At 44.0% G+C, this 26,741-nt stretch carries 22 protein-coding genes; 12 read left to right on the forward strand and 10 right to left on the reverse strand.

Annotated elements, in window-relative coordinates; translation table 11 throughout:
- Window positions 1–31 precede the first annotated feature (31 nt).
- Entirely contained in the window at window positions 32–811 is a 780-nt protein-coding gene (locus ACWM1W_RS03165; RefSeq protein ID WP_034170640.1) for a class I SAM-dependent methyltransferase, read from the forward strand.
- Window positions 812–863: 52 nt separating this feature from the next.
- Here the strand turns inward: ACWM1W_RS03165 and ACWM1W_RS03170 are convergent, their stop codons facing one another.
- On the reverse strand, window positions 864–1,673 hold the full coding sequence (locus ACWM1W_RS03170; RefSeq protein WP_034170641.1) for a cytochrome C assembly family protein: 810 nt from the start codon (window positions 1,671–1,673) through the stop codon (window positions 864–866).
- A 138-nt stretch (window positions 1,674–1,811) separates the two neighbouring features.
- Here ACWM1W_RS03170 and ffh point away from each other — a divergent pair, with 138 nt between their 5' ends.
- The 3 genes from ffh to ACWM1W_RS03185 all read left to right on the forward strand — a co-directional run bounded on the left by ffh (window position 1,812) and on the right by ACWM1W_RS03185 (window position 4,711).
- Window positions 1,812–3,218, forward strand: coding sequence for a signal recognition particle protein (ffh, locus tag ACWM1W_RS03175; RefSeq protein ID WP_004783356.1), 1,407 nt, complete (start codon window positions 1,812–1,814; stop codon window positions 3,216–3,218).
- A gap of 174 nt (window positions 3,219–3,392) precedes the next feature.
- Window positions 3,393–3,968, forward strand: a complete 576-nt coding sequence (locus tag ACWM1W_RS03180) for an RBBP9/YdeN family alpha/beta hydrolase (protein ID WP_034170642.1) — start codon at window positions 3,393–3,395, stop codon at window positions 3,966–3,968.
- Window positions 3,969–4,105: 137 nt separating this feature from the next.
- A complete protein-coding gene (locus ACWM1W_RS03185; protein WP_034170643.1) occupies window positions 4,106–4,711 on the forward strand; it encodes an RBBP9/YdeN family alpha/beta hydrolase in 606 nt (201 codons plus the stop codon).
- Here the strand turns inward: ACWM1W_RS03185 and ACWM1W_RS03190 are convergent.
- Both ACWM1W_RS03190 and ACWM1W_RS03195 read right to left on the reverse strand, forming a co-directional pair.
- Window positions 4,665–5,405 (reverse strand): type III pantothenate kinase, encoded by a 741-nt coding sequence (locus tag ACWM1W_RS03190; RefSeq protein ID WP_375725911.1) that lies wholly within the window; start codon window positions 5,403–5,405, stop codon window positions 4,665–4,667. The two genes, ACWM1W_RS03185 and ACWM1W_RS03190, sit on opposite strands and share 47 nt — an antisense overlap.
- Window positions 5,406–5,419: 14 nt before the next feature.
- Window positions 5,420–6,175: a biotin--[acetyl-CoA-carboxylase] ligase gene (locus ACWM1W_RS03195; RefSeq protein WP_104426563.1), complete on the reverse strand. Its 756-nt coding sequence runs from the start codon at window positions 6,173–6,175 to the stop codon at window positions 5,420–5,422.
- Window positions 6,176–6,202: 27 nt separating this feature from the next.
- Here ACWM1W_RS03195 and ACWM1W_RS03200 point away from each other — a divergent pair, with 27 nt between their 5' ends.
- The 6 genes from ACWM1W_RS03200 to rlmF all read left to right on the forward strand — a co-directional run bounded on the left by ACWM1W_RS03200 (window position 6,203) and on the right by rlmF (window position 15,650).
- Complete coding sequence (locus tag ACWM1W_RS03200) at window positions 6,203–7,006, forward strand: sulfite exporter TauE/SafE family protein (protein ID WP_375725912.1); 804 nt, start codon at window positions 6,203–6,205, stop codon at window positions 7,004–7,006.
- Window positions 7,007–7,200: 194 nt separating this feature from the next.
- Window positions 7,201–7,896 (forward strand): GntR family transcriptional regulator, encoded by a 696-nt coding sequence (locus ACWM1W_RS03205; protein ID WP_005234246.1) that lies wholly within the window; start codon window positions 7,201–7,203, stop codon window positions 7,894–7,896.
- 11 nt (window positions 7,897–7,907) lie between these two features.
- Window positions 7,908–11,360 carry a chromosome segregation protein SMC gene (gene smc, locus ACWM1W_RS03210; RefSeq protein ID WP_375725934.1) on the forward strand — a complete coding sequence of 1,151 codons (3,453 nt, stop codon included), beginning with the start codon at window positions 7,908–7,910 and terminating at the stop codon, window positions 11,358–11,360.
- 1 nt (window position 11,361) lies between these two features.
- Window positions 11,362–12,369 (forward strand): cell division protein ZipA C-terminal FtsZ-binding domain-containing protein, encoded by a 1,008-nt coding sequence (locus tag ACWM1W_RS03215; protein ID WP_104426560.1) that lies wholly within the window; start codon window positions 11,362–11,364, stop codon window positions 12,367–12,369.
- A 96-nt stretch (window positions 12,370–12,465) separates the two neighbouring features.
- On the forward strand, window positions 12,466–14,505 hold the full coding sequence (ligA, locus tag ACWM1W_RS03220) for an NAD-dependent DNA ligase LigA (RefSeq protein ID WP_375725913.1): 2,040 nt from the start codon (window positions 12,466–12,468) through the stop codon (window positions 14,503–14,505).
- Between the two features lie 170 nt (window positions 14,506–14,675).
- The gene (gene rlmF, locus ACWM1W_RS03225) at window positions 14,676–15,650 is read left to right on the forward strand and encodes a 23S rRNA (adenine(1618)-N(6))-methyltransferase RlmF (protein ID WP_375725914.1); all 975 of its coding nucleotides are present in this window, start codon (window positions 14,676–14,678) and stop codon (window positions 15,648–15,650) included.
- 152 nt (window positions 15,651–15,802) lie between these two features.
- Here the strand turns inward: rlmF and ACWM1W_RS03230 are convergent, their stop codons facing one another.
- Window positions 15,803–16,777 (reverse strand): IS110 family RNA-guided transposase, encoded by a 975-nt coding sequence (locus ACWM1W_RS03230; protein WP_032051443.1) that lies wholly within the window; start codon window positions 16,775–16,777, stop codon window positions 15,803–15,805.
- A gap of 231 nt (window positions 16,778–17,008) precedes the next feature.
- Window positions 17,009–18,076 carry an SDR family oxidoreductase gene (locus ACWM1W_RS03235; RefSeq protein WP_375725915.1) on the reverse strand — a complete coding sequence of 356 codons (1,068 nt, stop codon included), beginning with the start codon at window positions 18,074–18,076 and terminating at the stop codon, window positions 17,009–17,011.
- A 338-nt stretch (window positions 18,077–18,414) separates the two neighbouring features.
- Here ACWM1W_RS03235 and ftn point away from each other — a divergent pair, with 338 nt between their 5' ends.
- Entirely contained in the window at window positions 18,415–18,879 is a 465-nt protein-coding gene (ftn, locus tag ACWM1W_RS03240; RefSeq protein ID WP_004783337.1) for a heteropolymeric bacterioferritin subunit Ftn, read from the forward strand.
- A 54-nt stretch (window positions 18,880–18,933) separates the two neighbouring features.
- Here the strand turns inward: ftn and ACWM1W_RS03245 are convergent, their stop codons facing one another.
- The 5 genes from ACWM1W_RS03245 to ACWM1W_RS03265 all read right to left on the reverse strand — a co-directional run bounded on the left by ACWM1W_RS03245 (window position 18,934) and on the right by ACWM1W_RS03265 (window position 24,256).
- Window positions 18,934–19,353, reverse strand: a complete 420-nt coding sequence (locus ACWM1W_RS03245; RefSeq protein ID WP_004783336.1) for an ExbD/TolR family protein — start codon at window positions 19,351–19,353, stop codon at window positions 18,934–18,936.
- 20 nt (window positions 19,354–19,373) lie between these two features.
- Window positions 19,374–19,799 carry an ExbD/TolR family protein gene (locus ACWM1W_RS03250; protein ID WP_005234255.1) on the reverse strand — a complete coding sequence of 142 codons (426 nt, stop codon included), beginning with the start codon at window positions 19,797–19,799 and terminating at the stop codon, window positions 19,374–19,376.
- Between the two features lie 15 nt (window positions 19,800–19,814).
- Entirely contained in the window at window positions 19,815–20,699 is an 885-nt protein-coding gene (locus tag ACWM1W_RS03255) for a MotA/TolQ/ExbB proton channel family protein (protein WP_208462115.1), read from the reverse strand.
- Window positions 20,700–20,738: 39 nt separating this feature from the next.
- Window positions 20,739–21,443, reverse strand: a complete 705-nt coding sequence (locus tag ACWM1W_RS03260) for an energy transducer TonB (RefSeq protein WP_180012860.1) — start codon at window positions 21,441–21,443, stop codon at window positions 20,739–20,741.
- A gap of 149 nt (window positions 21,444–21,592) precedes the next feature.
- On the reverse strand, window positions 21,593–24,256 hold the full coding sequence (locus tag ACWM1W_RS03265) for a TonB-dependent receptor (protein WP_208462116.1): 2,664 nt from the start codon (window positions 24,254–24,256) through the stop codon (window positions 21,593–21,595).
- A 725-nt stretch (window positions 24,257–24,981) separates the two neighbouring features.
- Here ACWM1W_RS03265 and ACWM1W_RS03270 point away from each other — a divergent pair.
- Window positions 24,982–26,739 carry an ABC transporter substrate-binding protein gene (locus ACWM1W_RS03270; RefSeq protein ID WP_262735709.1) on the forward strand — a complete coding sequence of 586 codons (1,758 nt, stop codon included), beginning with the start codon at window positions 24,982–24,984 and terminating at the stop codon, window positions 26,737–26,739.
- Window positions 26,740–26,741 lie beyond the last annotated feature (2 nt).

The following is a 26,741-nucleotide window of genomic DNA, read 5'->3' on the forward strand; positions in this document are numbered from 1 at the left end:
AGCTGTGAGAAAACAGGTCAGGAAAGTGCAGATGGAAAGTCGGGAATTTAAAGACCATTTCTCCCAGCAGTCCCAAGATTATGCCTTGTTTCGCCCGCATTATCCGGATGTTTTGGGAAAGATATTGGCAGAATTGGCACCGAGTACGAAAGTAGCTTTAGATGTTGGCTGTGGCTCAGGACAGTTTTCAGGGGTTTTGGCACATTATTTTGATCAGGTGATTGCCATTGATGCGAGTAGTGAACAAATCGCACAGGCCCAACCTCATCCGAAAATTCAATATCATCAGGCCTTAGCAGAAGAAATCCCATGTGTTGACCAGAGTGTGGATCTGATTTCAGTTGCACAGGCTGCACATTGGCTGGATCTGGACAAGTTCTATGCGGAAGTTCGCCGTATTGCAAAACCCAATGCTATTCTGGCTCTTATTAGTTATGGGGTATTCAGTGTCGATGAAGAACATCTGAATCATTATTTCAGACATTTTTATGAAGTGACCATTGCGCCCTATTGGGCACCTGAACGCCGCCATGTTGATGAAGGATACAAAAATCTGCCATTCCCATTTCATGAAATTGCTGTACAGCTGCCGGTATTACAAGTCGAATGGAATTTTTACCAACTGATAGGCTATATGAGTACTTGGTCAGCCGTAAAAGCAGCCACCCAGGCACTCGGACATAATCCGCTGAATGTACTGGCAGATGCCTTATTGTCAGAATGGGAAGACCCAGAATTGCCCCGGGTAGTGAGCTGGCCGCTATCGCTACGAGTGGGAAGGATAAATCCAGATCAAGAAAAGGATAATTAAATAAAAAGCCCAGTCTTAGCTGGGCTTTTTATAATATTAAAGATCAATCAGCTTATTTGTTTAACAGCATTTCCAGTACAAATTTGGAACCGATAAAACCGAGCGCCAGCAGACCAAACCCAAGCAGGGTAAAACGAACTGCTTTCTGGCCACGCCAGCCAAATTTCCAGTGTCCAATCAGTAATGCACCATAAACCAGCCAGGACACAATACTAAAGGCAGTCTTATGGGCCAGATGTTGGGCAAAGAAATTATCGATGGTAAAGAAGCCGAAACCCAATGCTAGTGTCAATAGAATGAAACCAGTCATCAGCATATCGAACAATAAAGATTCCATATCCTGATAGGACGGCAATAGATTCACCCAAACCCGACGTTTCTGTTTTTTCTTCAGTTCGCGGTCCTGAAACCGCAAAATCACGGCCTGAATCGTCGCCATCAATAACACAGCGTAAGCGGACAAGGATAGGATAATATGAATATCCAGACCTAGGGAATTTTGTGCAATAACTTTCGCTGGTTGGGTAAAGCTGAAACCGAGAATCAGGCCAGTCGCAGCGACGGGAATACCAATCAGGTTTAATGCAATAATCGGCCGATAGGTACTATAAATGATGCTTAGCAGCAACATTAGCGCTGAAGTAAAGGAAAGTAAGGCAAATACATCATAATTCATCCCCATCGGGGTATACATGTCACCTGATAAAACCAAAGCATGGAGTACCAGTCCGACTAAAGCTGTTAAGCCGACAAACCATTGATTTGGAGTACGTTTAGCCATTAAATGAATGAACAGATACCAAAAAGAGGAGGTATAAGCGATTAATGCTAAGATCGTGTAAACCAAGGGTAGGCTAAGCATGTCAAACCTTTTTAAGGGTGATGAATATTCATTTATATAAATTCAGTGCGAACTACAGTATCCTATAGCATTCTATGCATAAATTTTCTATTTTAAGAAACAATTTTTTGCTACTGGCTATTTTAAGCGGATTTTGCAATGTTTGATACCTTAACAGAACGACTCACGCAGAGTTTAAGAAATGTTACTGGCTCAGGGCAGCTAACCGAAGACAATATTAAAGATACGTTACGTGAAGTACGTATGGCACTTCTTGAAGCCGACGTTGCGTTACCTGTAACTCGTGAATTTATCGCGAAAGTTAAGGAAGAAGCATTAGGCCAGGAAGTGATGACTCAGTTATCACCAGGGCAAGCTTTCGTCAAAATCGTTTATGACGAATTGACCAAAATGATGGGCGAGGCCAATGAAAGCCTTGACCTTGCAGCGAAACCACCGGTGGTGGTACTGCTTGCCGGTTTGCAGGGTGCGGGTAAAACCACGACTGCAGCCAAACTTGCACGCTTCCTGCAAGAACGTCAAAAGAAAAAAGTGGCTATGGTGTCTGCCGACGTTTATCGTCCGGCCGCGATCAAGCAGTTACAGACAGTGGCTGGCGAAGTTGGCGCGATTTTCCTTGAATCGAGTGCTACTGAAAAGCCAATCAGCATCGTCAATCGTGCAATTGAACAGGCAAAAATCCAGTTTGCTGATGTGTTGATTGTCGATACCGCAGGTCGTCTGCATATCGATGACGACATGATGGAAGAAATTAAAGAGCTGCATGCAGCGATTAATCCGACTGAAACCCTGTTCGTGGTCGATGCCATGACTGGTCAAGATGCGGCGAATACAGCCAAAGCATTTAACGATGCGCTTCCTTTGACGGGTGTGATCCTGACTAAAACCGATGGTGATGCGCGCGGTGGTGCAGCACTGTCTGTTCGTGCGATTACTGGCAAGCCAATCAAGTTCCTCGGTATGGGCGAAAAACTGGATGCGCTGGAACCTTTCCATCCGGAACGTGTGGCACAGCGTATTCTGGGTATGGGTGACGTCCTTTCTTTGGTCGAAGAAGTTGAACGCAAAATCGACAAAGAAAAAGCCGAGAAAATGGCGAAGAAATTGCAGAAAGGCGGTAGCTTCAACTTTGAAGATATGCTGATGCAATTCGAGCAGATGAACAAGATGGGCGGCATGATGGGCTTCTTGGACAAACTTCCAGGCATGAGCAATTCAGGTATTCAAGACGCAATTGCGCAGGCGAATCCTGAAAAGCAAGTGAAGAAAATGGAAGCGATTATTCAGTCGATGACCATTAAGGAACGCCGTAACCCTGACCTGATGAATCCAAGCCGTAAAAAGCGTATTGCAGCAGGTTGCGGTATGGAAGTGTCAGAAGTCAACAAGCTGATCAAGCAGCATGCGCAAATGGCGAAGATGATGAAGAAATTTGCCAATCCGTCTGGTATGGCAAAAATGATGAAATCACTGAGCGGTCTGCAAAAACAGTTTGGTGGCGGCGGTGGTATGGGTCCACTGTTCGGCGGCAACGACAAAAAATAACTGTTTTAAGTAAGAAAGGCGCGTATAGCGCCTTTTTTTATTGTCTGTATTTTCTTTTATATCCAGTTTAAACAAAACAACATTTGCTTACCCAAATTTCCAGAAAAATCAGGCAGACTCGAAAACATTCGAAATAAAATAATACAGATAAAATAATACAGAAGGATGTATCTAATGACTCAAGTGATTGTGGTGCACGGCTATACCGCAAGTCCTGAAGAAAACTGGTTTCCATGGATTCAGGAAAAAGCCCAGCAGGAACATGTCAGCTTGAAAGTACTCAGACTTGACCCGTCAACTACGCCAAAACTGGAGGTCTGGGAACAGCAAATGCGTGAACAGATTGATGGGATTGACGAAAATAGTATTTTTATTGCGCATAGTCTGGGTTGTCTGGCTGCATTACATTATTTAAGTCGCGAATTAAAAAATCAGAGAATCAGGCAACTGGTTTTGGTGGCCGGTTTTAATGGCAGACTGGGACGTCTGGAAGAAGTTAATCCTTTCATTGACGCGGCTGAAGTGGATTTTGAGTTACTGAAACGTCAGATTGATGAACGTGTGGTGATTTATTCGGAAGGTGACGATCGGGTTCAGCCTGACTTTAGCCTGGAGCAGGCGGAAAGTCTGGATGCAATCGTAGTCTGTGCTGAGCATCAAGGGCATTTCATTAATTCACAGGGCTGTACTGAACTGCCGGAAGTCTGGCGAGTGATTCAGCCTTATCTGATCCAATCTTCCACTGAATAGGGAGGATGATGAATAGATTGGTTCAATGATGGCAGGATGAAGTTGAATAAGGAATATTGAATTTCATCCGCTAATAAATAATTAAAAACTTAACTTTTGTCGGAGCATTTTGCTCTTAATATAATAAGTACAATGCTATGAAAAATATAACGAAGAAAGTCTATATCGTGCCTGATTATCAGGCGACCTCAAATGACCACTGGTATCCGTGGTTAAGCCGGCAGATCAAAGACGCAGGGTTCGAGGCCAAACGGATCATGCTGGCCAACCCTTTTCAACCTGATCTGGAAGAATGGCAGCACAACCTGAAACTGCAGATTCCGCCTCTGGATGAGCATAGTTTCATTGTTGCGCATGGCTTGGGTGGCTTAAGTGCTCTAAAGTTTCTTGAAGAACACTATAGCCGTACACAATTGAAAATTGGCGGGCTCATGTTAGTCGCAGCTTTTGATACACCACTGGTGGCTTGGTCAGAACTGAATAAAATGGTGCAGGCAGTAAAGTTAGATCTGAACAATCTATCACATGGTGCCAAACGCTTTGTAATGCTGCTTTCCAGCAATGATCCTTATGTACCTGCACCGATTTCACTGCGTTTGGGCCATAGCCTGAATGCACAGATTTTTGAAATCAAAAATGCAGGGCACTTTAACAAGCTGGATGGCTATGCAGATTTTTCAAAGTTACTCGAGCTCCTCAAACTGTGTCTGGCAAATGATCTGCAAAATGCTGCAGGCCTTTAAGTAATAAGTCTGGTTCAATCACGGGCTGAAACCGTTCGAGATGCTGGGCAAAGAGTGCAGCATCTCCACCAGTCAGGATCAGCTGTGCCGGAAAATCTTGCAGTACTTTTTCAATGGTGCTGAGCAGACCGAATAAAATGCCATGATGCACGGCATCAATGGTATTGCGTCCAGCACTGAGTTCCTCGAAAGCTGCATCTGGGATTTTAATGCCTTTGGTATTCTGGATCAGGGAATCGCGTTGTAAATACAGATTCGGCAGGATATAACCGCCGAGATGTTTTTGACCTTGGGCTAGATCAATGGTCAGGGCAGTCCCGCAGCTGATGACACAGTAGTTTTGGTCGGCTGACTTGGCAACGGCCAGCACCTGCAACCAGCGGTCAATCCCAAGCTGTGAAGGATCATCATAGCCACAGATCAAACCGGCATAGCGTGCCTGTACCGTGGCAAAAACTACAGGAATGTTCAGGCAGGTCAAAATCGATTGAATACGGACATTATTCGCTTTGTCCAGTACTGAAGAAATTCCGACCTGATGCAAGCCTAAACTCTTAAAGTGCTGAATCAAGCCAAGAAGTAAGTCGGCAGGGGATTGCAAATGCATTTCCGCGGCATGTTCAATGATCTGGTTCTGCTCCGTAATCCAGTATTTGAGCCGTGTATTGCCGATATCCAACCATAGTTTTTTCATTGAATGATGCCTGTTCAGCCGCCGTTTTTGAGACGGAGTTGCCCCTGATAAAATGTTTGTGTCCCTGCATCCGTTTCGATAATAACGGCACCATCATCCTGAATGCCGAGGAAAGTTCCGGAATATTGGCCTTGAATATCGGTAAATTCAACTGTTTGCTGGAAAAATGCGGTATATTGGTTAAACCGTGCCGGCAGATTCTGACTGCCATAATTAAACCATTCACCCGCTTGCTGAATAGCCAGATACAACTCGGCAATCAGATCCACGCGTGAAGCATGCTGTAGTCCCAATTCAGTCAGAGAAGTCACCTGCTGGTCTGGAACGCTTTCCGTGAGTGGACTGATATTGATCCCGACGCCGACCACCACCTGTTGGGTCGAAATCGGTTCAATCAGAATGCCGCCCCATTTCCCTTGCAGGCTGTACAGGTCATTGGGCCATTTTACCTGCAAGTCCAGTCCTTTTAGACTTGGCATTTGCAGGATATTTAATGCAATTTCCAGCGCCAGACGACCATCGATTGCTTTTTGTGTATGCAGCAATGTGCTTAAATAGATGTTCCCCTCAGGAGAAATCCACTGACGTTGACGCTGTCCACGTCCTTGGGTTTGCACGCGGCTACACACCAGTACCTGTTGTACCCCTTTGGTTGCTAGTTCCCGGACATCGTCATTGGTCGATGTGGTAATGGGCTTGATCAGCAGCACTTCAGGGAGTTGGCCTGCTTGACTTAAACGTTGCTGCAGTTCGCGAGTTTCTACATCCATTTGAATCTAAACGTGGTAAATGTCGTTATGGAGTTAATCATATATTTATTGATTGGTGCAATTGCAGGATTTGCCGCAGGCCTGTTTGGCGTTGGTGGTGGCCTGATTATCGTGCCAATCCTGTACATTGTTTTTATCCAGCTCCAGTACGATCCAAGCGTGATTATGCATATGGCAGTCGGAACTTCTCTGGCCACGATTATTGTGACCTCAATTAGTTCGGTGATGGCACATCATCAGAGAGGGGCTGTGTTATGGGAGGTAGTGCGTAATTTGGCACCCGGCCTGGTCATTGGCTCATTCTTAGGAGCTGGAATTGCAGATTATTTATCGGGCCAAGGTCTGCAATTGCTGATTGGCTTCTTTGCAGTCTGGATTGCATTCAGAATGTTTAGAGGCGCACATTATCAGGTTGATCCGAATCAGAAATTGCCTTCAGCCGCATTACAGCTGGCAGCGGGTGGCGGCATTGGCGTGGCATCGGCCATATTCGGGATCGGTGGCGGCAGTTTGACTGTGCCTTTCCTGAATCGTTGTGGTGTCGTCATCCAGAAAGCGGTAGCCACTTCTGCTGCCTGCGGTTTGCCGATCGCGGTGGCCGGTGCCTTAGGTTTCATCTGGTTTGGTCAGAAAGCTGAAGTCGAAGTGCCAAATACGATTGGTTATATTCATATTTATGCATTTATTGGTATTAGTGTGATGAGTTTTATTACTGCAAAATTTGGTGCAAAAGTGGCGCATTTATTATCACCAGTTCTATTAAAAAAATGTTTTGCGGCCTTACTGACTACAGTTGGTCTGTATTTTATCTATCAAGGCTTTACTGCCTGAACTACTCATTTTTTATCAGCTAAATTTTTTGAGGAGAATAGGTCACTATTCTCCTTTTTCTTTGACTGGGTTGGCTGTATAGACACAAGATTGTCTGACAATGTCAAAGTATTTTCTGCAAAAAAGCCGTTTAATAACTGAAAAGTCATCCAGAATGACTGCACTTGCATCAATAAAAATAAGACAGGAACAGTATGCAACAACAAGAAGCACACAGTTTGTCTGAACAGATTGCCAAGCATATCAGTGAACAGATTATCCGGGGTGAACTGGTTGAAGGCGAACGCATCCAGGAACTCAGAATTGCATCGGAGCTTGACGTCAGTCGGGGATCAGTCCGAGAAGCCTTGCTCTTGCTTGAACGTACCCAGTTGATTGAAATCTTCCCGCGTCGCGGCGCTATTGTCTCGGAAATGTCGGCCATGCAGGTTCGTGCCCTGTTTGACCTGACCTCTTTATTGCTGGGGCAGATGGTACATCGTATGGCAGAGACCTGGCGCAGTCATGAGGCAGAGCGCATTCAGCTATTATTAGAACAATTGGAAGCCGAAACCCGCCAAGGCCATACCGAAAAGTTTTATGATTTGATCTTTCAGGGAATGGCCCAGCAACAGGAGATGGTCGGTAATCTTTACCTGATGCGCTACTATCAGGAACTGCTGCCATCTTTACGCCGTAGCTATTTTCTGACCCTGAATATTTCAAGACGTGAGCTACAGGAATCTTTTGAATTATTTAAACTGGTGACGGAAGCGATTTTAATTCGTAAATCCCATCAGGCGACGTTATTTATGGAAGATTTTTGTCGACACTTGCGCAACCTTGTGTTGGAATCTCTGACACGGATGAAACAAATTGAACTCGCGTGGGCCAGACGCTCACGACGTTAAATCAGGACACTATGCGTTTAAGCAGTTTAAAACTTTCAGGCTTCAAATCTTTTGCAGACAGTACCACCTTACACTTCAAGGATAACCGGACTGCAGTGGTGGGACCCAATGGTTGTGGTAAATCAAATGTGATTGATGCCATACGCTGGGTAATGGGTGAGTCCAGTGCGCGCCAACTACGTGGTGGCAGCATGCAGGATGTGATTTTTACCGGAACAGCCAAGCGCAAACCGGTGGGCATCGCCAGTGTAGAACTGCGCTTTGATAATACCTATGGCAAGCTGGGCGGTGCGTATAATGCCTATAATGAGCTGGCAGTACGTCGTCAGGTTAACCGTGATGGCAAGTCTGAATATTTCCTGAATGGCACCAAATGCCGACGTCGTGATATTACCGATATTTTTCTGGGGACCGGTCTGGGGCCGCGTTCTTATGCGATTATTGAACAGGGCATGATTAACCGTCTGGTGGATGCCAAGCCGGAAGAAATGCGAGTCTTTATTGAAGAAGCTGCCGGTGTTTCCCGTTATCAGGCACGTCGCCGCGAGACCATGCTGCATCTGGATCACACGACGCAGAACATGTCGCGTCTGGAAGATATTGCCTCAGAGTTAAAGTCTCAGCTTAAAACCTTAAAACGCCAGTCAGAAACTGCGATTCAATATAAGGAACTGGAAGGCCAGATCCGTACCATCAAGATCGAAATCCTGTCATTTCAGTGTGAGCAAAGCCAGCGTTTGCAAGAAGAGTATACTGTGCAGATGAATACACTGGGCGAGAATTTTAAGCTGGTACGTTCTGAATTGACCACTGTTGAGCATGATCTGGGAGCCACCAGTGAATTGTTTCAGCGCCTGATTCAACAGTCCACACCGCTACAAACTGAATGGCAACAGGCTGAGAAAAAGCTCAGCGAACTGGAAATGACCTTGCAGCAAAAGCAGTCCTTATTGCAGCAGAACTCGACCAGTCTGGTCAAGCTGGAAGAACAAAAAGCGCAAACCAAAGAACGTTTACAGCTGATTGAATTGCAACTGGACACCCTGCATCAACAACTCGAAGATCAGACTGCACAATTGCAGCAGCAGGAAGGTCAAAGTCAGGAACAAAACCAGGGTCTGACTGATCTGAAATCCCAGCAAGGCACAATTGCTGCCCAGTTTGCTCAAATTAAAACCCAGGTTGAGCAACAGCAACAACGTAAACAGCAAATGCTGGCGCAAAGTGAACAGCTGGCTAAAAATATTGTCCGGATTGAACAGCAAAAAGAAACCTTGCAACAGCAGGCAGCACAAATTCAGCAGCAGGCGCAGCAAGATGAGCTGGAACAGTATCAGGCTGATAGAGCTGAAACTGAACAGCAAATCACTGGCTTTGAGACTCAGCTCAAAACACTGAAAACTGAGCTTGAGCAGCTACAGGCAGAACGGGCAGGTCAGCAGCAATTGCTCATACAGATGAAATCAGAAATTCAGGTACTGCATTCAGAACGGAAAAACCTGAGCCAGTTACTGACCAAAGCCAATCCAAACGCCAAAGCGGATGCGGTGCAGTTAATGCAGGTGTTGAAGCTGAATCCACAGGCCAAAACTCATGCCAGCCTGATTGAAAAGTTCCTGGCGAAATGGCTTTCTGCACAAGTATTAGAAGAAAATGAGCATTTTCTGGAAAATAGTGCACGCCAGCTCAAAGCTCAGACGACCCAGGATAATATTCAGATCGCTGAACTCCCTTGTTTAGCAGACTGGATTGAAGCGCCTCAATATTCACTCTGGCAACAGGTGGCCGTAGCTGAGAACTTTAAACAGGCACTTGGTTTACAAACTCAGCTGAGAGCAGGTCAGTCGATCTTAAGTCTGGATGGCTATCATGTCGGCCCAGATTGGGTAATTGCCTTGGACTATGATGAAGACAGTCAGGCGGGACAAGGGGCACTGAGTCATCTTATTCGTCTGGATGAAATTGAGCAGCAACTGACTCAGCTTGAACCGAAATTCGCAGATTTAGAGCAACAGCTTCCTGAACTCACTGCTCAAGTAAAAGCTTTGCAAAGCCAGATTCAGAGCATCAATGAGCAGCAGAAGCAGGCACAAGAGCAGTTACAACAGCTTGATCTGAACATTGCCAAAGTCCAAAGTGCGACACAGGCCTTTGCGGTACAAAAACAGCAACTGCAGAACCAGTTACAGCAACTGGATGAGCAGCTGGAAGAAGATGCGATGCAGAAAGATGATCTGGAAATTGATCTGCATGCACTAAATCTGAAACTGGAACAGGCACTGCCCAATTACAAGACCTTGCAATTTCAGCTGGAAGAACTTAATGCTCAACTTGAAGACTCACAGCTAGCCACTCAGCAGGCGCAGCAGGAATTAGAAGTACTGCGCCGTCAAACAGTACAAAGCCAGCAGCAGGCTGAACTGCTAGAAAAAGACCAGCTGTTTTTAAAAGAACAATATCAGCAGATTATTGCGCAAATAGAGCAAGCTAAAAAGTTTGTTGATCCGGTACAGCTGGAATTGCCAGCTTTACAGAGCCAGTTTAATGAACAGGCGCTGATTACGGAAAAACTGCAAAAGACCTGGGCAGACTGGCAGATCGAGCTGAATCAGATCCAGAGCAAGCAGCAGCATCTGACTGAGCAGCGCCATACTTTCCAACAGCAAGATGAACAATTGCGTACTGAACTGGAAGCGAAACGTCTGGCCTGGCAGGCAGCAAAATCCGATTTACAGCATTATTCAGAACAACTGAAAGAATTGAATAGTGAAGTAATTTCAGGGCTGAATATTGATGTAAAAGCACATCAGGCCAAACTGGAAAAAGCACAGGCTCAATTCGATAAACTGGGTGCAGTGAATCTGGCAGCTTCTGAAGAGTATGAAGAAGTTTCGAAACGCTATGACGAACTCAGCCATCAGATTCAGGACCTGGAAAATACCGTTGAACAGCTGCAGGCAGCAATGAAAAGTATTGATCAGGAAACCCGCAAGCTGTTTATGAATACCTTTGATCAGGTCAATGCCGAGCTACAAAACCTGTTCCCGAAAGTATTTGAGGGCGGTGAAGCGAGTTTAAGTCTTGAAGATGGATGGCAATCGGGTGTAAAACTGATGGCTCGCCCACCGGGCAAGCGCAACAGCTCACTGGCATTGCTTTCTGGTGGTGAAAAGGCTTTAACCGCATTAGCACTGGTCTTTGCAATTTTTCGCCTAAATCCGGCACCATTCTGTGTATTGGACGAAGTGGATGCACCGCTGGACGATGCCAATGTGGGACGTTTTTGTAATTTAGTCAAAGAGCTTTCTGAACAAGTGCAATTTATTTATATTACCCATAACAAACTTGCAATGATGATGGCGACTGATCTTTTAGGTGTAACCATGCCTGAACCGGGAACCTCAAAATTAGTGACAGTAAATTTGGAACAGGCAAAAGAATACGGCTTAGCTGCGGAGGTATAACATGGAAATCACCACAATTATCGGGATTGTTATTGCAATTGTGATTATGCTATTCGGCATAAGACTGATCTTGAAAAAACCTGCGGAGGCTGTACCGTCACTGGATGCGGATCTGCATATTGATCCTGACAGCCAGACTCCGGTTATTCCAAGGCATGTACGATCTCAACTGTCTAAAACAGAAAGTCCGGCAGCTGCACGTGTGGAACCGAGTCTGAATGAAGAAGTGGTAAACAATATTGCACCTGCGGAAGAACAACAAGAAGCAGCCAAAGTAGAGCCAACTTTGACTGAAACCGCCCAGCCCGAAACCAAAGCAGCAAGTTCACTCGATACACCGGTGGTTGCAGAGGAAGCAGAACCGGAAGTAACCAAAGCTGAAGAAACCACAACATCTGCTGAACAAGAAAATAAGCCTGAAACAGTAGAAGTAGCAGAAACAGAAAAAGAGCCTAAAGCAGCTGAATTTAGCCTAAATAGCAATATCGAGAAAGCTGAAATTTCTGACTTCAATGATGAAAGTAGTATTCTGGATGCACATCTACATGAGCAAAAAATTGTGGATGAAGAATGTTCGCTGGCTAATGCTGAAACGATTATTTCTTTGCATGTTTATCCACAGGGCCGTGCTCTTTCAGGTGAAAAAACCTTAAAAGTTTTACTGAAATATGGCCTGCGTTATGGTGAGCTGGCATGTTTCCATCGTTATAGTGAAGATGGCTCGAAACTGCTATTTTCAGTATTGCGTATGGCAGATACCGGTATGGAAGGTTTTGACTTAGAAACTCTGTCGACTGAAGAAGTCAAAGGTTTGGCATTCTTCCTGGCTTTACCGCATAGTGATGTACAGAATGCCTTCGATACCATGGACAGCATTTCACGTCTGATTGCGCGTGAAGTGGATGGTCTGGTTTATGATCAGAACCAGCAGGAAATGACCCCACAATTACGTGAATTCTGGCGTCATCAGGCGATTGATTATCGTGCTGGACAGACTGCAGAAGTTTAATATTCCAATATTGAATCTGCAGAATCCGATTTTTATAATAGCGAAAAGCTGAATATTGTATAGGGCGGATTTTCCGCCCTTTTTTATGGTGAAATTATGACCCAAGATGCCACTGTCATTGCGCAAATGCGTCAATTGATTCAACTGATTGCCAAGCATAATCATGCTTATTATGTGATGGATCAACCTACGATTGAAGACAGTGAATATGATCAGCTCTTTCATCAGCTCAAAGCTTTAGAAGAACAATATCCACATTTACAACAGCCAGACACACCGACAGTTAAAGTAGGCGGTCAGGCACTTTCCAAATTTCTGACCGTAACGCATGCGGTGCCAATGCTGTCTTTAGGCAACGTGTTTAATCAGGATGATCTGTTTGCTTTCGCACGCCGTATTGAAGAGCGTTTACCCAATCAAAAGATTGAATACGATGTTGAGCTGAAATTTGACGGTCTGGCAATTTCCCTCTGGTATGAACATGGCGTACTGGTTCGTGGTGTCACTCGCGGTGATGGGGAAACTGGCGAAGATATTACCCAGAATGTCAAAACCATTCGTAACCTGCCGAAATTTCTGTCTCCAGTGAATGGCGTGATTCCAGAATTACTGGAAGTACGAGGCGAAGTGCTGATGCCGAAATCCGGCTTTGAACGTCTGAATGCGGCCAATGCAGCGAAAGGCGAAAAAACTTTTGCCAATCCACGTAACGCTGCGGCCGGCAGTTTACGCCAGCTTGATCCGAATATTGCAGCTTCTAGGCCTTTGGCTTTCTATGCTTATGGAATTGCCCAGTGTGTACCACATCATGGTCAAACCACAATGTCAGGCAGTCTGGAATGGCTACAGCAATTTGGCTTTGCTGTTGGTGAGCGGCATTTTATCTGCAGTAGCATCCAGGAAGTGCAAAAAGTTTACGAGCAGATCATTGAAGAACGTTCAAAGCTTAGTGTCGAAATCGATGGTATGGTCATTAAGGTCAATGACCTGAAACAGCAACAAAAACTGGGTTTCTTGAGCCGTGAACCACGTTGGGCAACCGCTTATAAATTCCCGGCAGTGGCGGCATTGACCACCGTTGAAAATATTGACTGGCAAGTGGGCCGTACCGGAACGTTGACCCCTGTGGCACGTTTAAATCCGGTTGCCGTGGGCGGTGTGACGGTTTCCAATGTGACCCTGCATAATATTGGTGAAATTCACCGTCTGGATGTAAGAATCGGGGATACCGTCAGTGTCTATCGTAGTGGTGACGTGATTCCTAAGGTTGAAAAAGTCTGGCCAGAATTTCGTCCTGCCGATGCGGTAGAAGTGTATTTACCAGAAAACTGTCCGGTGTGTGGTTCCCCTGTAGTGATGCCAGAAGGTGAAGCACTGGCACGCTGTTCAGGTGAGTTGTATTGTGCTGCACAACGTATTGAAACCATCCGTCATTTTGTGTCACGTAAGGCAATGGATATCGAAGGCTTAGGTGATCGTTGGGTGGAGTCGCTATTACATTTAAACTTGCTGAAAGATGTGGCAGATATCTATCACCTGCATGAGCATCGTGATCAGCTGCTACAGATTGAAAAAATGGGCGAGAAATCTGTTCAGAACTTGATTGATTCTATCGAGAACAGTAAGAAAACGACATTGGCTGCTTTCATTTATGCATTAGGTATTCGTGGTGTCGGTGAAACCACAGCACGTATGCTGGCCAATACTTTCCAGACGCTGGATGCTTTACGTCGTGCTGATCTTGATGCGCTAAAGAAAACCCCAGATGTCGGTGATATTACGGCTGAATGGATTCTGGATTTCTTCCAAGCACCGCATAACCTGGAAGTACTGGATCGTCTGCTGGCAGCGGGTATTCACTGGGATGCACCAATTGCACCAACACGTCAGCCACTCAATGGCGAAAGCTGGGTTGTAACTGGAACTTTAAGCTCTATGGGGCGTGATGAAGCAACTCAATTGCTGCAAGCCTTAGGCGCACGTGTGAGTGGCAGTGTGTCGAGTAAAACCAAATGTGTGGTTGCAGGTGAGAAAGCTGGTTCGAAGCTGGCTAAGGCAGAAAAGCTTGGCGTGCCAGTATTAAATGAAGAACAGTTTATTACCTTAATGAAAGAGCATGGTCAACTTTCTGCTTAATCGATCTTAGGCAGGAATTAAAAAAGACATCCAAGGATGTCTTTTTTAATGGCTTGATTGGGTTGGGCTCGTCATGATGAACTGAATTCACGTACAATATCGATCTATTGACAGGTATAGAGCCTGTCTCATCAGATGATTCTGTTCTCCCGTTGATGATTGGCATACACATGGCGCAAGCAAAGAAAACTTTTCCGCAACAAAAATCGGAATTACATGTACGAAATCTGCATCGCAGTCGTTACGATTTCCCTCAGTTAATGAAGACTTGTCCGGAACTTGCACCTTTTGTTAGCCTAAATAAATATAATGATCTTTCAGTCAACTTTTCTGATCCACACGCTGTGAAAATGCTCAATAAAGCATTGCTGAAACATTTTTATGGCATTCAATATTGGGATATTTCTCAAGATTTTCTTTGTCCGCCTATTCCGGGTAGAGCCGACTATATCCACTATCTGGCTGACTTGTTGAGTACCAATCATCAAGGTCAGATTCCAACAGGACCTGCAGTTCAAGTCTTAGATATTGGGGTGGGCGCGAACTGTATTTATCCAATCATTGGTCATCGTAGCTATGGTTGGAAATTTGTTGGCTCAGACATTCATCCTGCATCGGTTAAAAGTGCTCAATTTATTGTGGAGGCAAATCCAAATCTCAGAAAGGGGATTCAGATTCGATTGCAAAAGACACCGAGCAATATTTTCAAAGGTGTGCTTAAACCTTCAGATCGTTTTGATTTGACCCTGTGTAACCCACCATTTCATGCCTCGCAAGATGAAGCAAATGCCACAGCAACGCAAAAATTACGCAAACTTGGCAAGCCGGTTGATCGGACGAAGGTGGTGTTAAACTTTGGCGGACAAAAGAACGAGCTCTGGTGTGACGGTGGAGAAGAACGCTTTGTTTGCCAGATGGTACAAGAGAGCACACAATTTGCTGAGCAATGTCTTTGGTTTAGTACACTGGTTTCTAAGAGAACCACATTGCCTATGCTGTTAAATACCTTGCGTAAGTGCGGTGCAGTGGATGTAAAAACCATTAAAATGACGCAGGGGCAAAAAGAGAGTCGTTTTGTGGCTTGGACTTTTCTAGATGCAAAGCAACAGCAAGCGTGGAAAAATGCGCGTTGGACTTCTGCTTAGCTTATTTTTAGGCAGGAATGGTGAGCTTGTAAGCACATAAGTCGGTGTGTTAGCCCAAATTTAATCTGACAGACACCATAAAAAGTCGGTCACTGTCAGATCAGGTTTGAGATACCGTCTGAAACGTCAAGTAAATGATTGAGAATTCATGCTCAATAATCTGCTTGATAAGGCTGTTGGTGTTTGAGCACACCATAACAAAGATGAATCAACTTCCTCATCGCGGCTCCAATCGCTATCATCTTGGTTTTACCATTCGCCAATAAACGTTCATTCATTGCCCTGATGTGAGGGTTATGCCGAGTTGCGACAATGGCTGCCATATATAAACCAGCACGTATTTTGGAAGAGCCCGCTTTGGATAAACGGCTTCTGCCATGAATGGAACTACCCGATTGCTTTTGAATGGGGACCAAACCGACAAAGGCAGCCGCTTGACTAGCCCTTTCAAAAGTATGGCTGCGCAAGAAACTGAGCATTAATAAACTGGTTCGATCTGCAATGGCTGGAATACTGCTGAGCAGTTCTTTATCATTTTTTAAATCAGGATTCTGATTAATGTGATCATCAATTTGCTGGTCGATACCCTGAATGTGTTTGTTTAACTGTTCAATACTCTTGTGGATAGACTGAAGTACAGGTTCCATCGTGAAGGTCGACTCTGCTTTTTCCAAACGATTCTTTTCACGTTGTAAATCTTCACAAAGAATAGCTCTTCTATCCAGCAAAGCATTCAGCAATTGAATATGTTTAGGTAAAGGTTGCCAAAAATGTAGATCGGCAGTCATCGCAAATCGAGCTAGGACCTCACTATCCACCTTGTCTGTTTTATTCAGCTTAGACATACTCTGAGCAAAATATCGAGCTCTGGCAGGATTGGTTACACAGACTTGATAGCCCGCATCAAATAAATATTTAACCAAGAGTTCATGATAAATAGATGTTGCTTCCATTAAAATAATGGTCTGCGTAGAAGTTGCAGCATGCTGCTTTAGCCAGGTTTGAAGTTGCTCAAAACCTTTTGGTGTATTTGAAAAAGTTTTGGTTTTCTTTTTATTTGCAGAATTTTCTAAAATTAAACAGCAATCAATTTTAGCTTTAGCAACATCAATACCAAGATAAAACATAATCTTTACCTGCTTTATTTATCCAATTATTGTTTTAGCATAACCACCGTCTTTTCTTGTGAATGCAGCATCAAAGTGCTTAGTTACCGTCCAGAGTTGTGCAAGTGGTTAGGGCAAATTACAGGTTTTATCTCAAACTCAAACTTTATGTTTTGCTAGTACACGAAACTCTGCAATTTGCAATATAGTGATAGCTAATCACTATGAATGGTAAGATACAAGCTAGTACCATTAAGGAATATATTTTTTCACCACAGCATCATCTAGTAGCTGCTGGAAGTGCTCGACTAAACTTTCTTTCACCGGACGATATTGTATGCCCAGTTCATCTTTACTTTTCTGGGCATTGAAATAAATTGGAATCCCCATATTTTTTTCTACGAATTCACGGCTGAATCCGGCAAATGGCCCAAACAGTTTAAATGCTGCTTTCGGTAACTGGTTTCGTGGAAAGGGGAATTTTGAACCAAATGCTTCACGCAGAATTTTACCCATTTCCAGCAGGCTCAACGTTTCGCCAGAAACAATATAGCGCCCCTGTGCTTTGGGACTAAAGGCAGCACGAATATGTGCTTCAGCAACATCCTGAACATCCACCACACCATTCCACATCGGTGGAACGCCGAGTAAAGTCATGCCATTGGCAAACTGTCGCAGAACTTCCACACTGCCTGATTGAGTATTAGGCGTTAAGGATTCCCCAAAGACCAGTGCCGGATTGATACAGATCAGGTCCCAGCGATCCTGCGCTTCCGCCATTTCCCAAGCTTTGCGTTCTGCCATGACTTTGGAATACGGATAAGGCTGATGGGTTTCTGAACTGGTGGTATTCCAGTGAGATTCATCAAAACTGGTGTGCTCGGTTTGCAAAATATCAATCGCATCGCCATATGTTGAGGCAATACTTGAGGTGACAATCACACGTTTGACAGATTCAGTTTTATTGACACTATTCAGCACATTTTGCGTACCCAGAATTGCTGGTTCAATAATGTCTTTAAGCGCATCCTTATAATTGGTGACCACAAAAGGTGAGGCCATATGAAAGACAATTTCACAACCTTCCATGGCTGTATCAAAAGAACCGGGCTTGAGCAGGTTGGCTTCAAACAGCTTTAGGATCCCCGGGCTGCTGTCTGCAATTTGTTCTAGGTGCGTATAACTCTGGGTTTTATTCAGATCACGTACAGTGGCATGTACGGTATAACCTTGTTTCAAAAGTTTCTGGATGACCCAACTGGCGATATAGCCAGATGCGCCGGTGACCAGAACAGGTGCTGTGCTATGTTGTAATGTCATATTTAAACCGTTGTTGTTTTAACTTCTTTCATCGTAGGCACAATTATGCATGAACCAGGCCAAACAGGTGAGTCCAAAATAAAAATAAGCAACAAGATAAGTGCTTATTAATATTTACAAAAATTAACGTTTGAATATTCCAGCTTGCTGGATTGAATAAAAACGGAACGAAAAATGCAAGATGTTGTTTTATAAATGGGATTTGGCCGAACAGAGAGCGTAAATGCAAGTGCTTCTCATTTTAATTATATAAAAATCAGACATTTACCATAATTTTGCTTTTGCAAATCAAAAATCTTTTCTCCATAATAGGATGATAAAAGCAGGGAGTAATTCAAATGCGCGGTAATCCAGAAGTCGTAGATTATTTAAATATGCTGATCGGTGGCGAACTGGCTGCTCGTGATCAATACCTGATTCACTCTCGTATGTATGAAGATTGGGGTCTGACTAAAATCTTTGAACGCATCGACCATGAAATGCAGGAAGAAGCACAGCATGCAGATGCCCTGATCCGTCGTGTCCTGTTCCTTGAAGGTACACCAAATATGCAGCGTGATGACATCGAAGTTGGTGAAGATGTGGTGACCTGCCTGAAAGCTGACCTGAAGCTTGAGTATCATGTCCGTGAAAAGCTGGCTCAAGGGGTAAAACTTTGTGAAGAGAAGGGCGATTATGTGACCCGTGACATGCTGCGCCAGCAAATGTCAGATACGGAAGAAGATCATACTTACTGGTTAGAAAAACAGTTACGTTTGATCGAGCTGATTGGTCTGCAAAACTATATCCAGTCGCAAATGTAAGATATTGAATAATCAAAAAACCCAGCAGATGCTGGGTTTTTTGATTCTGTAGAGTTAAGAATTGTTGTTACTGACAATTCCGATTTTTTTCACTTCCAGACGCTGAGCCGCAGCCATCACCATAGCGATATGCTTGTATTCAGTTGCACGATCAGCCTTGATCTTAATCTGATCCTGATCGGCTTTTTGCGCCACGGTCTTGAATAAGGCTTCTAGCGCTTGGGCATTCGCCACCGGCTGATCATTCCAGAAGATCTGGCCCTGAGCATCAAGACGCAAATTCACAATCTCTGGCGGTTTTTCCTCAGTCGGTGGTGGTGTACCATTCGGCAGGTTGATATTAATCGAATTATTCGGCAACGGAATAGTGATAATAAACATAATCAGCAAGACCAGCATGACATCAATCAATGGTGTCATGTTGACGTCCAGCATTACATCATCATCCTGATTTGAGCCAACATTCATTCCCATAACTGGATTCTCCCTCAATCTTAAGGTGAAGCGGGCGGGGTCGTGACAAATGCAATCTTGCCAATACCTGCTTGCTGGGTAGTACTGATGACCTGATCAATCGCTTCAAAAGCTGTTCTTTGATCACCGCGAATATGCACCTCAGGCTGAGGACGTTTCTGGGCTTCTGCCTGTAAACGGGTCAGTAAAATTGCCTTGTCCGGAATATAGGATTCATTCCAGAAGATATCGCCATTTTTATTGACTGCCAGCTGGATATTTTCCGGCTTGGTTTCATACGGGACATTACGTTCTTCAGGCAGATCGACCGGTACGGTATGAATTGCAACCGGTACTGTAATCAGAAAGATAATCAGCAGTACCAGCATCACATCAACCAGAGGCGTGGTATTAATGGTACCAATGACCTCATCATCGCTGTCGTTTGAATTGACCATCATTCCCATGGTTGACCCCCATTTTTATTTTGTGTCGCGGTGAACAGGATTGTTTGAGCTGATTTCGCCGCTCAGTAATACAGCATGCAGGTCAGAACCGAAGGTACGAACTTCTTCCATCACCGCTTTATTACGGCGAGTTAACCAGTTGTAGCCAAGTACTGCAGGAACTGCCACTGCCAGACCGATTGCAGTCATGATCAGTGCTTCACCGACCGGACCAGCAACTTTATCGATTGATGCCTGACCGGAAATACCAATTGCAGTCAAGGCATGGTAAATGCCCCAAACGGTACCAAACAGACCTACGAAAGGTGCAGTAGAACCGACTGTAGCAAGGAATGCCAGACCGCCACTCAGATGGCTTTGAATCTTGTCGACTGCGCGTGAAATAGAAATCGTAACCCAGGTATTAAAGTCAATACGCTCAAGTAAAGTACCGCCATGGTTTTTAGTTGACTTGATGCCTTTTTCAGCGATAAAACGATATACGCTGGCTTCATCCAGATTTTGCGCTGCATTGTCCAATGAAGAAGATTCCCAGAACTGATGTTCTGCTTCTTTGGCCTGTTTGCGTATCTTGCCTTGTTGCAAGCATTTAGTGATCATGATGTACCAGGTACCGATTGACATGATCACCAGAATGAACAGGGTCACTTTAGACACCATGTCACCTTCTTTCCACATGGCTTCCAGACCATAAGGGTTGCTGGCAGGTTTTTCAGCTGCAGCAGGTGCTGGCGGTGTAGGCTCAGCGACAGTCGCAGGAGTTGTGGTTGCCGTTTCAGTGACTGTCGTTGCAGGTGTAGGGGATTCTTCAGCAAATACGGTTTGCAAAGGTAGTAAAGTACTTGCCGCAATGACACTTGCAGCAGTGATATTTTTTAAAGTGTGTCGTGCGTTTTTCATAATGAATCTCCTCATTTTGTTTTTAATCTGTTGTCTGGATCAGTCCAAGATAAATTCGTAGGGAATGTCGTACCAAGATTCTTGTGGTTCACCATTTTTCATTGCAGGTTTAAAGGTACATAAGCTGAAAGCCTTAGAGGCTGCACGGTCGAGTGAACGGCTGCCACTGGATTTTTTTACTTTGGCCTCTTTCACTTTGCCGTCGGTATTCACAAAGACAGAGATCAGCACATTACCTTGCTCTTCCTTCATTGATGCATCACGTGGATATTCCGGACTCTTACAGCCAGCTTCGCCTTGAGATACACCGCGTGTAACACCAGTTGGTTGCGGTGGAGCAGCAGGCGCTGCTGCAACAACTGGGGCTGGTGCAGCCACCGGACTTGGGGATGGTGTTGCTGCAGCTACAGGTGTTGGTTCTGCAACCGGTTGAGTGACTGTTGGTGTAGGCTGTGTTTTCTGTACTGGAACCACTTTTTCTACCGGTTTAACCTCAGGAACCTGTGCCACTTTTTCTACAATTTTAGGTGGCTCAGGTGGGGTTTCTTTCGGTGGTTCTGGTTCTGGTGGTTTAATATCCTGAATAATCATCAATTCAACCGGTTCTTCTGACGGTTTGATGATGTCTTTTGCCATACCTGCCATTAGCACCAGGCCCACCAGGATATGCAAGAAAATCACGACACCAATTCCAGTCAACTTTTTGGCGGAGCTTTTTTCTATGTCTTCAAACGTTGTGCTCATCATGACTCCTGGAATTTAAGACAAACAGGAAATAGTGCACTGATGAGAAAATTGTTTTTGGTTACAGGCTGCATTATTTTTTGTTTGGCTAAAATTAAATGGGGAAAACCGCAAACACCGCTTGGCAGCAGTGTTTGCGAAGTAATTAATTAAAAGAATTTATAGGTACCACGTAAGAAGTAAGCGCGGCCTGTTGGATCGCTATAACGTGGGTCATAACCGTATTGGAAGTTATCCATTACGTCAGAGGCAGGTGGTTCTGCATCGAACATATTTTTAATACCGGCAGTTAGCTCCAGATTTTTAAATCCTTTGTAAGTACCAGAAATGTTGTATACGGTGTAGTCAGCAACATCGCGTTCTTCTGAATAGTCTTCATAACCACGAACGAACTGTTGTTCAAACACCATTCTCCAGTTTTCATAAGACCAGTTCACGTTTGCAGTATGTTTCCAGCGAACCACTGCTGGGTCATCATAAACACCGACATAACCTTCCCACTCGCCGCCTGGTTCACTTTGGTAATCCATTTTGATCACATAAGTACCGTCAATACCAAAACCGAAGCGGCCAGTTGCCGTCATTGGAGAAAGATAGTTCAAACTCAAATCAATACCTTGAGTTTTCAAGCCACCGGAGTTAATCAAGTTAGTTGAGATATGATCGATACGACCTTCTGCATTACGAACAAAGTATTGAGCATATTTTTCTGGATCACCAAAAATTGATGCTTCACCAATCGTTCCAACTAGGTTTTCAATTTCGATATTGTAGTAATCGGCAGTGAAAACTAAGTTTTTGATCGGTTCAAAGACAAAACCAGCCATGTAAGATGTTGACTCTTCTGGACCTAGTTCAGAATTGCCGCCTTGAGTACGGATAAACTGGGTATTACATTCAGTTTGGTATCTGGTTTCAGTTGGTGTACCACCCGGGCAAAGAACCGGGTCATCATATCTTGCACCAGTCCAGGTTCTGACCGAAGGAGCATTGACTTCATATAAGCTTGGTGCACGGAAACCGGTACTGTAAGAAGTACGGAACATGAGTTCTTTAACTGGTTCCCAGCGTAAGGCCACTTTAGGATTAAAGGTGTCACCAAAATCGCTATAGTCATCATAACGAGCAGCCAACTGTAATTCCAGGTTGGTCAATAAAGGTACTTGGAATTCAGTGAATACTGCGCTAATGTCACGATCGCCTGAGCTTTTTGGTTTATTTGGATCAATACCACTGCCTGGAACTTGAGCAACAATTTCAGAATTTACAGTTGCTTCCCAGTCTTGTTTGGAGAAACTGCCACCGAGTGCAAAACCGACATCACCTGCAGGCAGTGTGTAGATTGGACGACTCACGGTAAAGTCAATTGTAGTGGATTCTAAAGATGCCTGATTGGTATCGCCTTTGACATCAAAAGTGTTCCATAAGCCGGCATTGGCTGCTGCTTGTGGGCCAAATGGGTTTAAAGTTCCATTATCAAGTGCAGCCTGAACTCTACTGCGGTTTAAATAACCACTTACGAAACTGTCAGTCGCATCACTTTTTGCATAAGTAACACCACCATTCATATCCCAACCGTATGCTTCACCTTCAATCCCTGCAAAGATACGGTTCGATTCGTTAATTGACTTAGAAACACGGTTACCGCCTTGTGAACGTAGATACAATTGTAATGTGTTAGTCGCCAAGCCATCAACTGCTGGAGTAATACCTTTGCCAGGGTAATATTGACTGGCATAAGGCAAGGTCACACTACGACTATAAACATCAGGCGCAATTGAAGTGGTTACTTCATCACGTGCATAGATATACTCACCAATCGCATTAAAGTTATCTGACAATTTGAAAGTTGCGCGACCTAACGCAGAAAGATTCTCTTGTTCAGGCACAATACCAATAACAGTTTGGGTATTTAAATAACAGAAACCATCTTCAGCAACAGTATCTTTGGTATTTAAGCAATTATCCCCATAAGGGTTACCCAAAATACCTGTGATAGGATCGTAGAAGTTTGCAGGGAAAGCATTTGCTGAACTGCCATCAATTCCTAATTCAGGAAGTACCCCACCACGGCGGCTGACTTTACGGTCTTTTGCCCAAATCGTATCTTGTTTTCGGTAATCGATCACACCGTAGACATTAAAACCTTGTTCATCTAGATCGCCATATCCCCCAAAAATCGAAACGTCAATTTTTTCGCCGCCTTTTTCTTCAGGAATTTGACCACCTAAAGTAATGCCCACGCCTTCATATTGCTTTTTCGTAATAAAGTTGATTACACCACCCACTGCATCTGCACCATAGACTGCAGATGCGCCGTCACGTAAGACTTCAATGCGCTCTACCAATGCGAGAGGGATGTTGTTTAAGTTGGTTGAATCGGTACCAAATGCACTGCTTGCAACACGGCGACCATTAATTAAAACTAAAGTTTTATCCGAACCAAGACCACGTAAATTTGCTGTTGAACCACTGGTATTACTGGCACCGACATTTTGTGCTGTGACATAACTTGCTTGGTTGGCACTGACTTTCATCAATGCTTCTTCTACAGTGGTTACCCCCTGATTCACCAGATCTTCACCTTTAATAATCGTGATTGGTGAGGCGCTTTGTGCGGCTACACCTTTAATAGATGATCCAGTAACTCGCACTTTCTCTACCTTGGTAGGTTGTGCAGCGGAGTTTTCTGGTTCATCTGCTGCATGTGCCAGCGAAAGACACATCATACTTAAGCTGAGTGCGCTTAACTTGAGTAGTCTTTTGCTGACGGTTGGAGCCCCCATAGATCCGACCAATTTATTTTTTTTCATCGTAAATTTCACCCTTTTGTTATGTGAAGTAGTGCTGGGTTGATCTAAGCAAGGCGAATGCCAACTTATAAAATTTTATATTTTTATATTTTTAAGTAATTGAAAAATATTGATTTAATTGAATTAGGTTTGAATTTATCGAGCGATATTGAAGAAAAATTAAGAAGTCTGTGTATCGAATCTGAAGAAAGAAGGAAGTGAGACCCCTGTGAAAGCAATAAATAAATATTTAATGAATAAGAAAGTAGTCCAAAAATAAGAGGGAAATTGAATAAAGTTTAATCATGGTGCATAATTTTTACATAAAATATACAATATTTTTTTAAAATAAAATATTTATAATACAAGTGCTTGTGTTTATTTATTGTTTACCTAAAGGTATACAATAGTGCAATAAGATGAAACAGGGTTGAGTTATTTTTGTGCGAAATGAACTTTAGTGAGAATTTTAAGGATAAAAATTTAATTAATGATTCATGGAAAATATTATGTTATTCATAATGTTTTAAATAATTAATAAAAATAAACTTTTTTCAGTTAAAAACAGGAAGAAATCCCTATTTTTTGCAAGGATGGCATGAAATTCGCTTTGTTCAGTTTATTCCATCTGTCCAGCTTTGACCCATCCATTGAAGCAAATATGGGATGATGTATTTAAAACTTCCTATAGCAATAAAACTTCAAGATAAAGAATAGGTACAAATTTGAAATCAGCACTTTTTAGCATGACGATTTTGGCCTTAGCTATGAGCTCGGGGCAAACTGCCTGGGCAAAATCATCTGCACATCCGGATAAAGTTTTAAACCTGGCTTTCGAAGCACCTGATGATGGTTTTGATATGGTCAAAACCTATAATTTTTATAGTGGTAGCGTTGCTGAGGCCATTTTCGAGCCTTTGTTGCGTTATGACTATCTGGCCCGGCCTGCAATTTTGGCCCCAAATACCGCCGAGTCTTTACCCGTGGTTGAACAGGATGGCAAAGTTTATACCTTTAAAATCAAGCCAGGAATTTATTTCAGTGGTGATCCAGCCTTTCAGGGCAAAAAGCGTGAACTGGTTGCCCGGGATTATATTTATTCCATGCAAAGGGTGATGGATCCGAAAAACCATTCGCCTTCTTTTTCCTTTATTGAAGGCAAAATTCTTGGCGCAGATCAAGTCATCCAGCAGGCCAAAAAAACGGACAAATTTAACTATGATGCTCCGATTGCCGGTTTAAAAGCTCTAGATAAATATACTTTACAAATTACCCTGACCCGTTCAGACCTGAACTTTCCTTATATTCTGGCTTATGTCGCTTTTGCTGGTACTGCACGCGAAGTCATCGAACATTATGGCGATCGGGTAGGTCAGCACCCAGTCGGAACAGGGGCATACCAATTACACAAATATGTGCCGCGTAGCCGCATTGAGTTAACCGCTAACCCAAATTATCGCGGTTTTGTCTGGAACTTTAAGGGGGATGGTTCAGAGTGGGATCAACGGATTGTCAAGGCCATGCAAGGCAAGCAGATGCCACAAATTGGCAAGGTCAAAATCAGTATTATTGAAGAAGAGCAATCACGCTGGCTGGCCTTAAAATCTGGACAATTAGACTATGACAAACTGACTGCAAGCGGTGCTGAACAGGCACTGGAAAATAAGCAGCTGAAAAGTGAATACAAGAAAAAAGGCATCCTGCATTATCCGAATAAAGAACCAGAAATCACCTATACCATCATGAACATGCGTGATCCAATGATTGGTGGGAACTCACTGGAAAAAGTAGCATTACGCCGTGCCATTGCTTTGTCCTATAACCAGAAAGAAGCCATCCAGCAGCTATACAAGGGCCATGCGGTTAAAGCTGAAATGATTCTTCCTGAAGGCGTAGGCGGATATAACCCGAATTATAGAAGCAGCATTGCCTACAACCCATTGCTTGCCAATAAACTGCTCGATCGCTTTGGCTACAAGAAAGGCGCCGACGGTTACCGTACCTTGCCTGATGGCAAACCATTGGTTCTGAAAATGAACTCGACTAGCTCAAGCTCTTCCGTTATTTCTGCGGAGCTATGGAAAAAGAACCTGGATGCAATCGGGGTAAAAGTTGAATTTAAAGTCAGTAACTTTGCCGACAATTTAAAAGAAGCCACTCAATGCAAACATATGATGTGGGGTGGCGCCTGGATTGCAGATTATCCGGAAGGGGAAAACTTTGCCCAGTTGCTGTATGGCCCAAATGCCCAGCAAGGTAACCTGAGCTGCTATACCTCTAAAGCCTATGACGCGCTGTATCAAACTGCGATGAAACTGCCGCCTCAGCAACGCACTCCATATTATGAGCAGATGAACCGCCAGATGGAGGCCGATAATCCATGGATTTTGCACAATACCCGGGTACGTAACTGGCTGATTCACCCACAGGTACAGGGCTTTAAGGCACATCCGGTGACTAGAGCAGTTTGGCAATATCTGGATATTGAACCTGTTAAAAAATAACT

This window comes from Acinetobacter sp. TW_SC_4 (assembly GCF_054861205.1).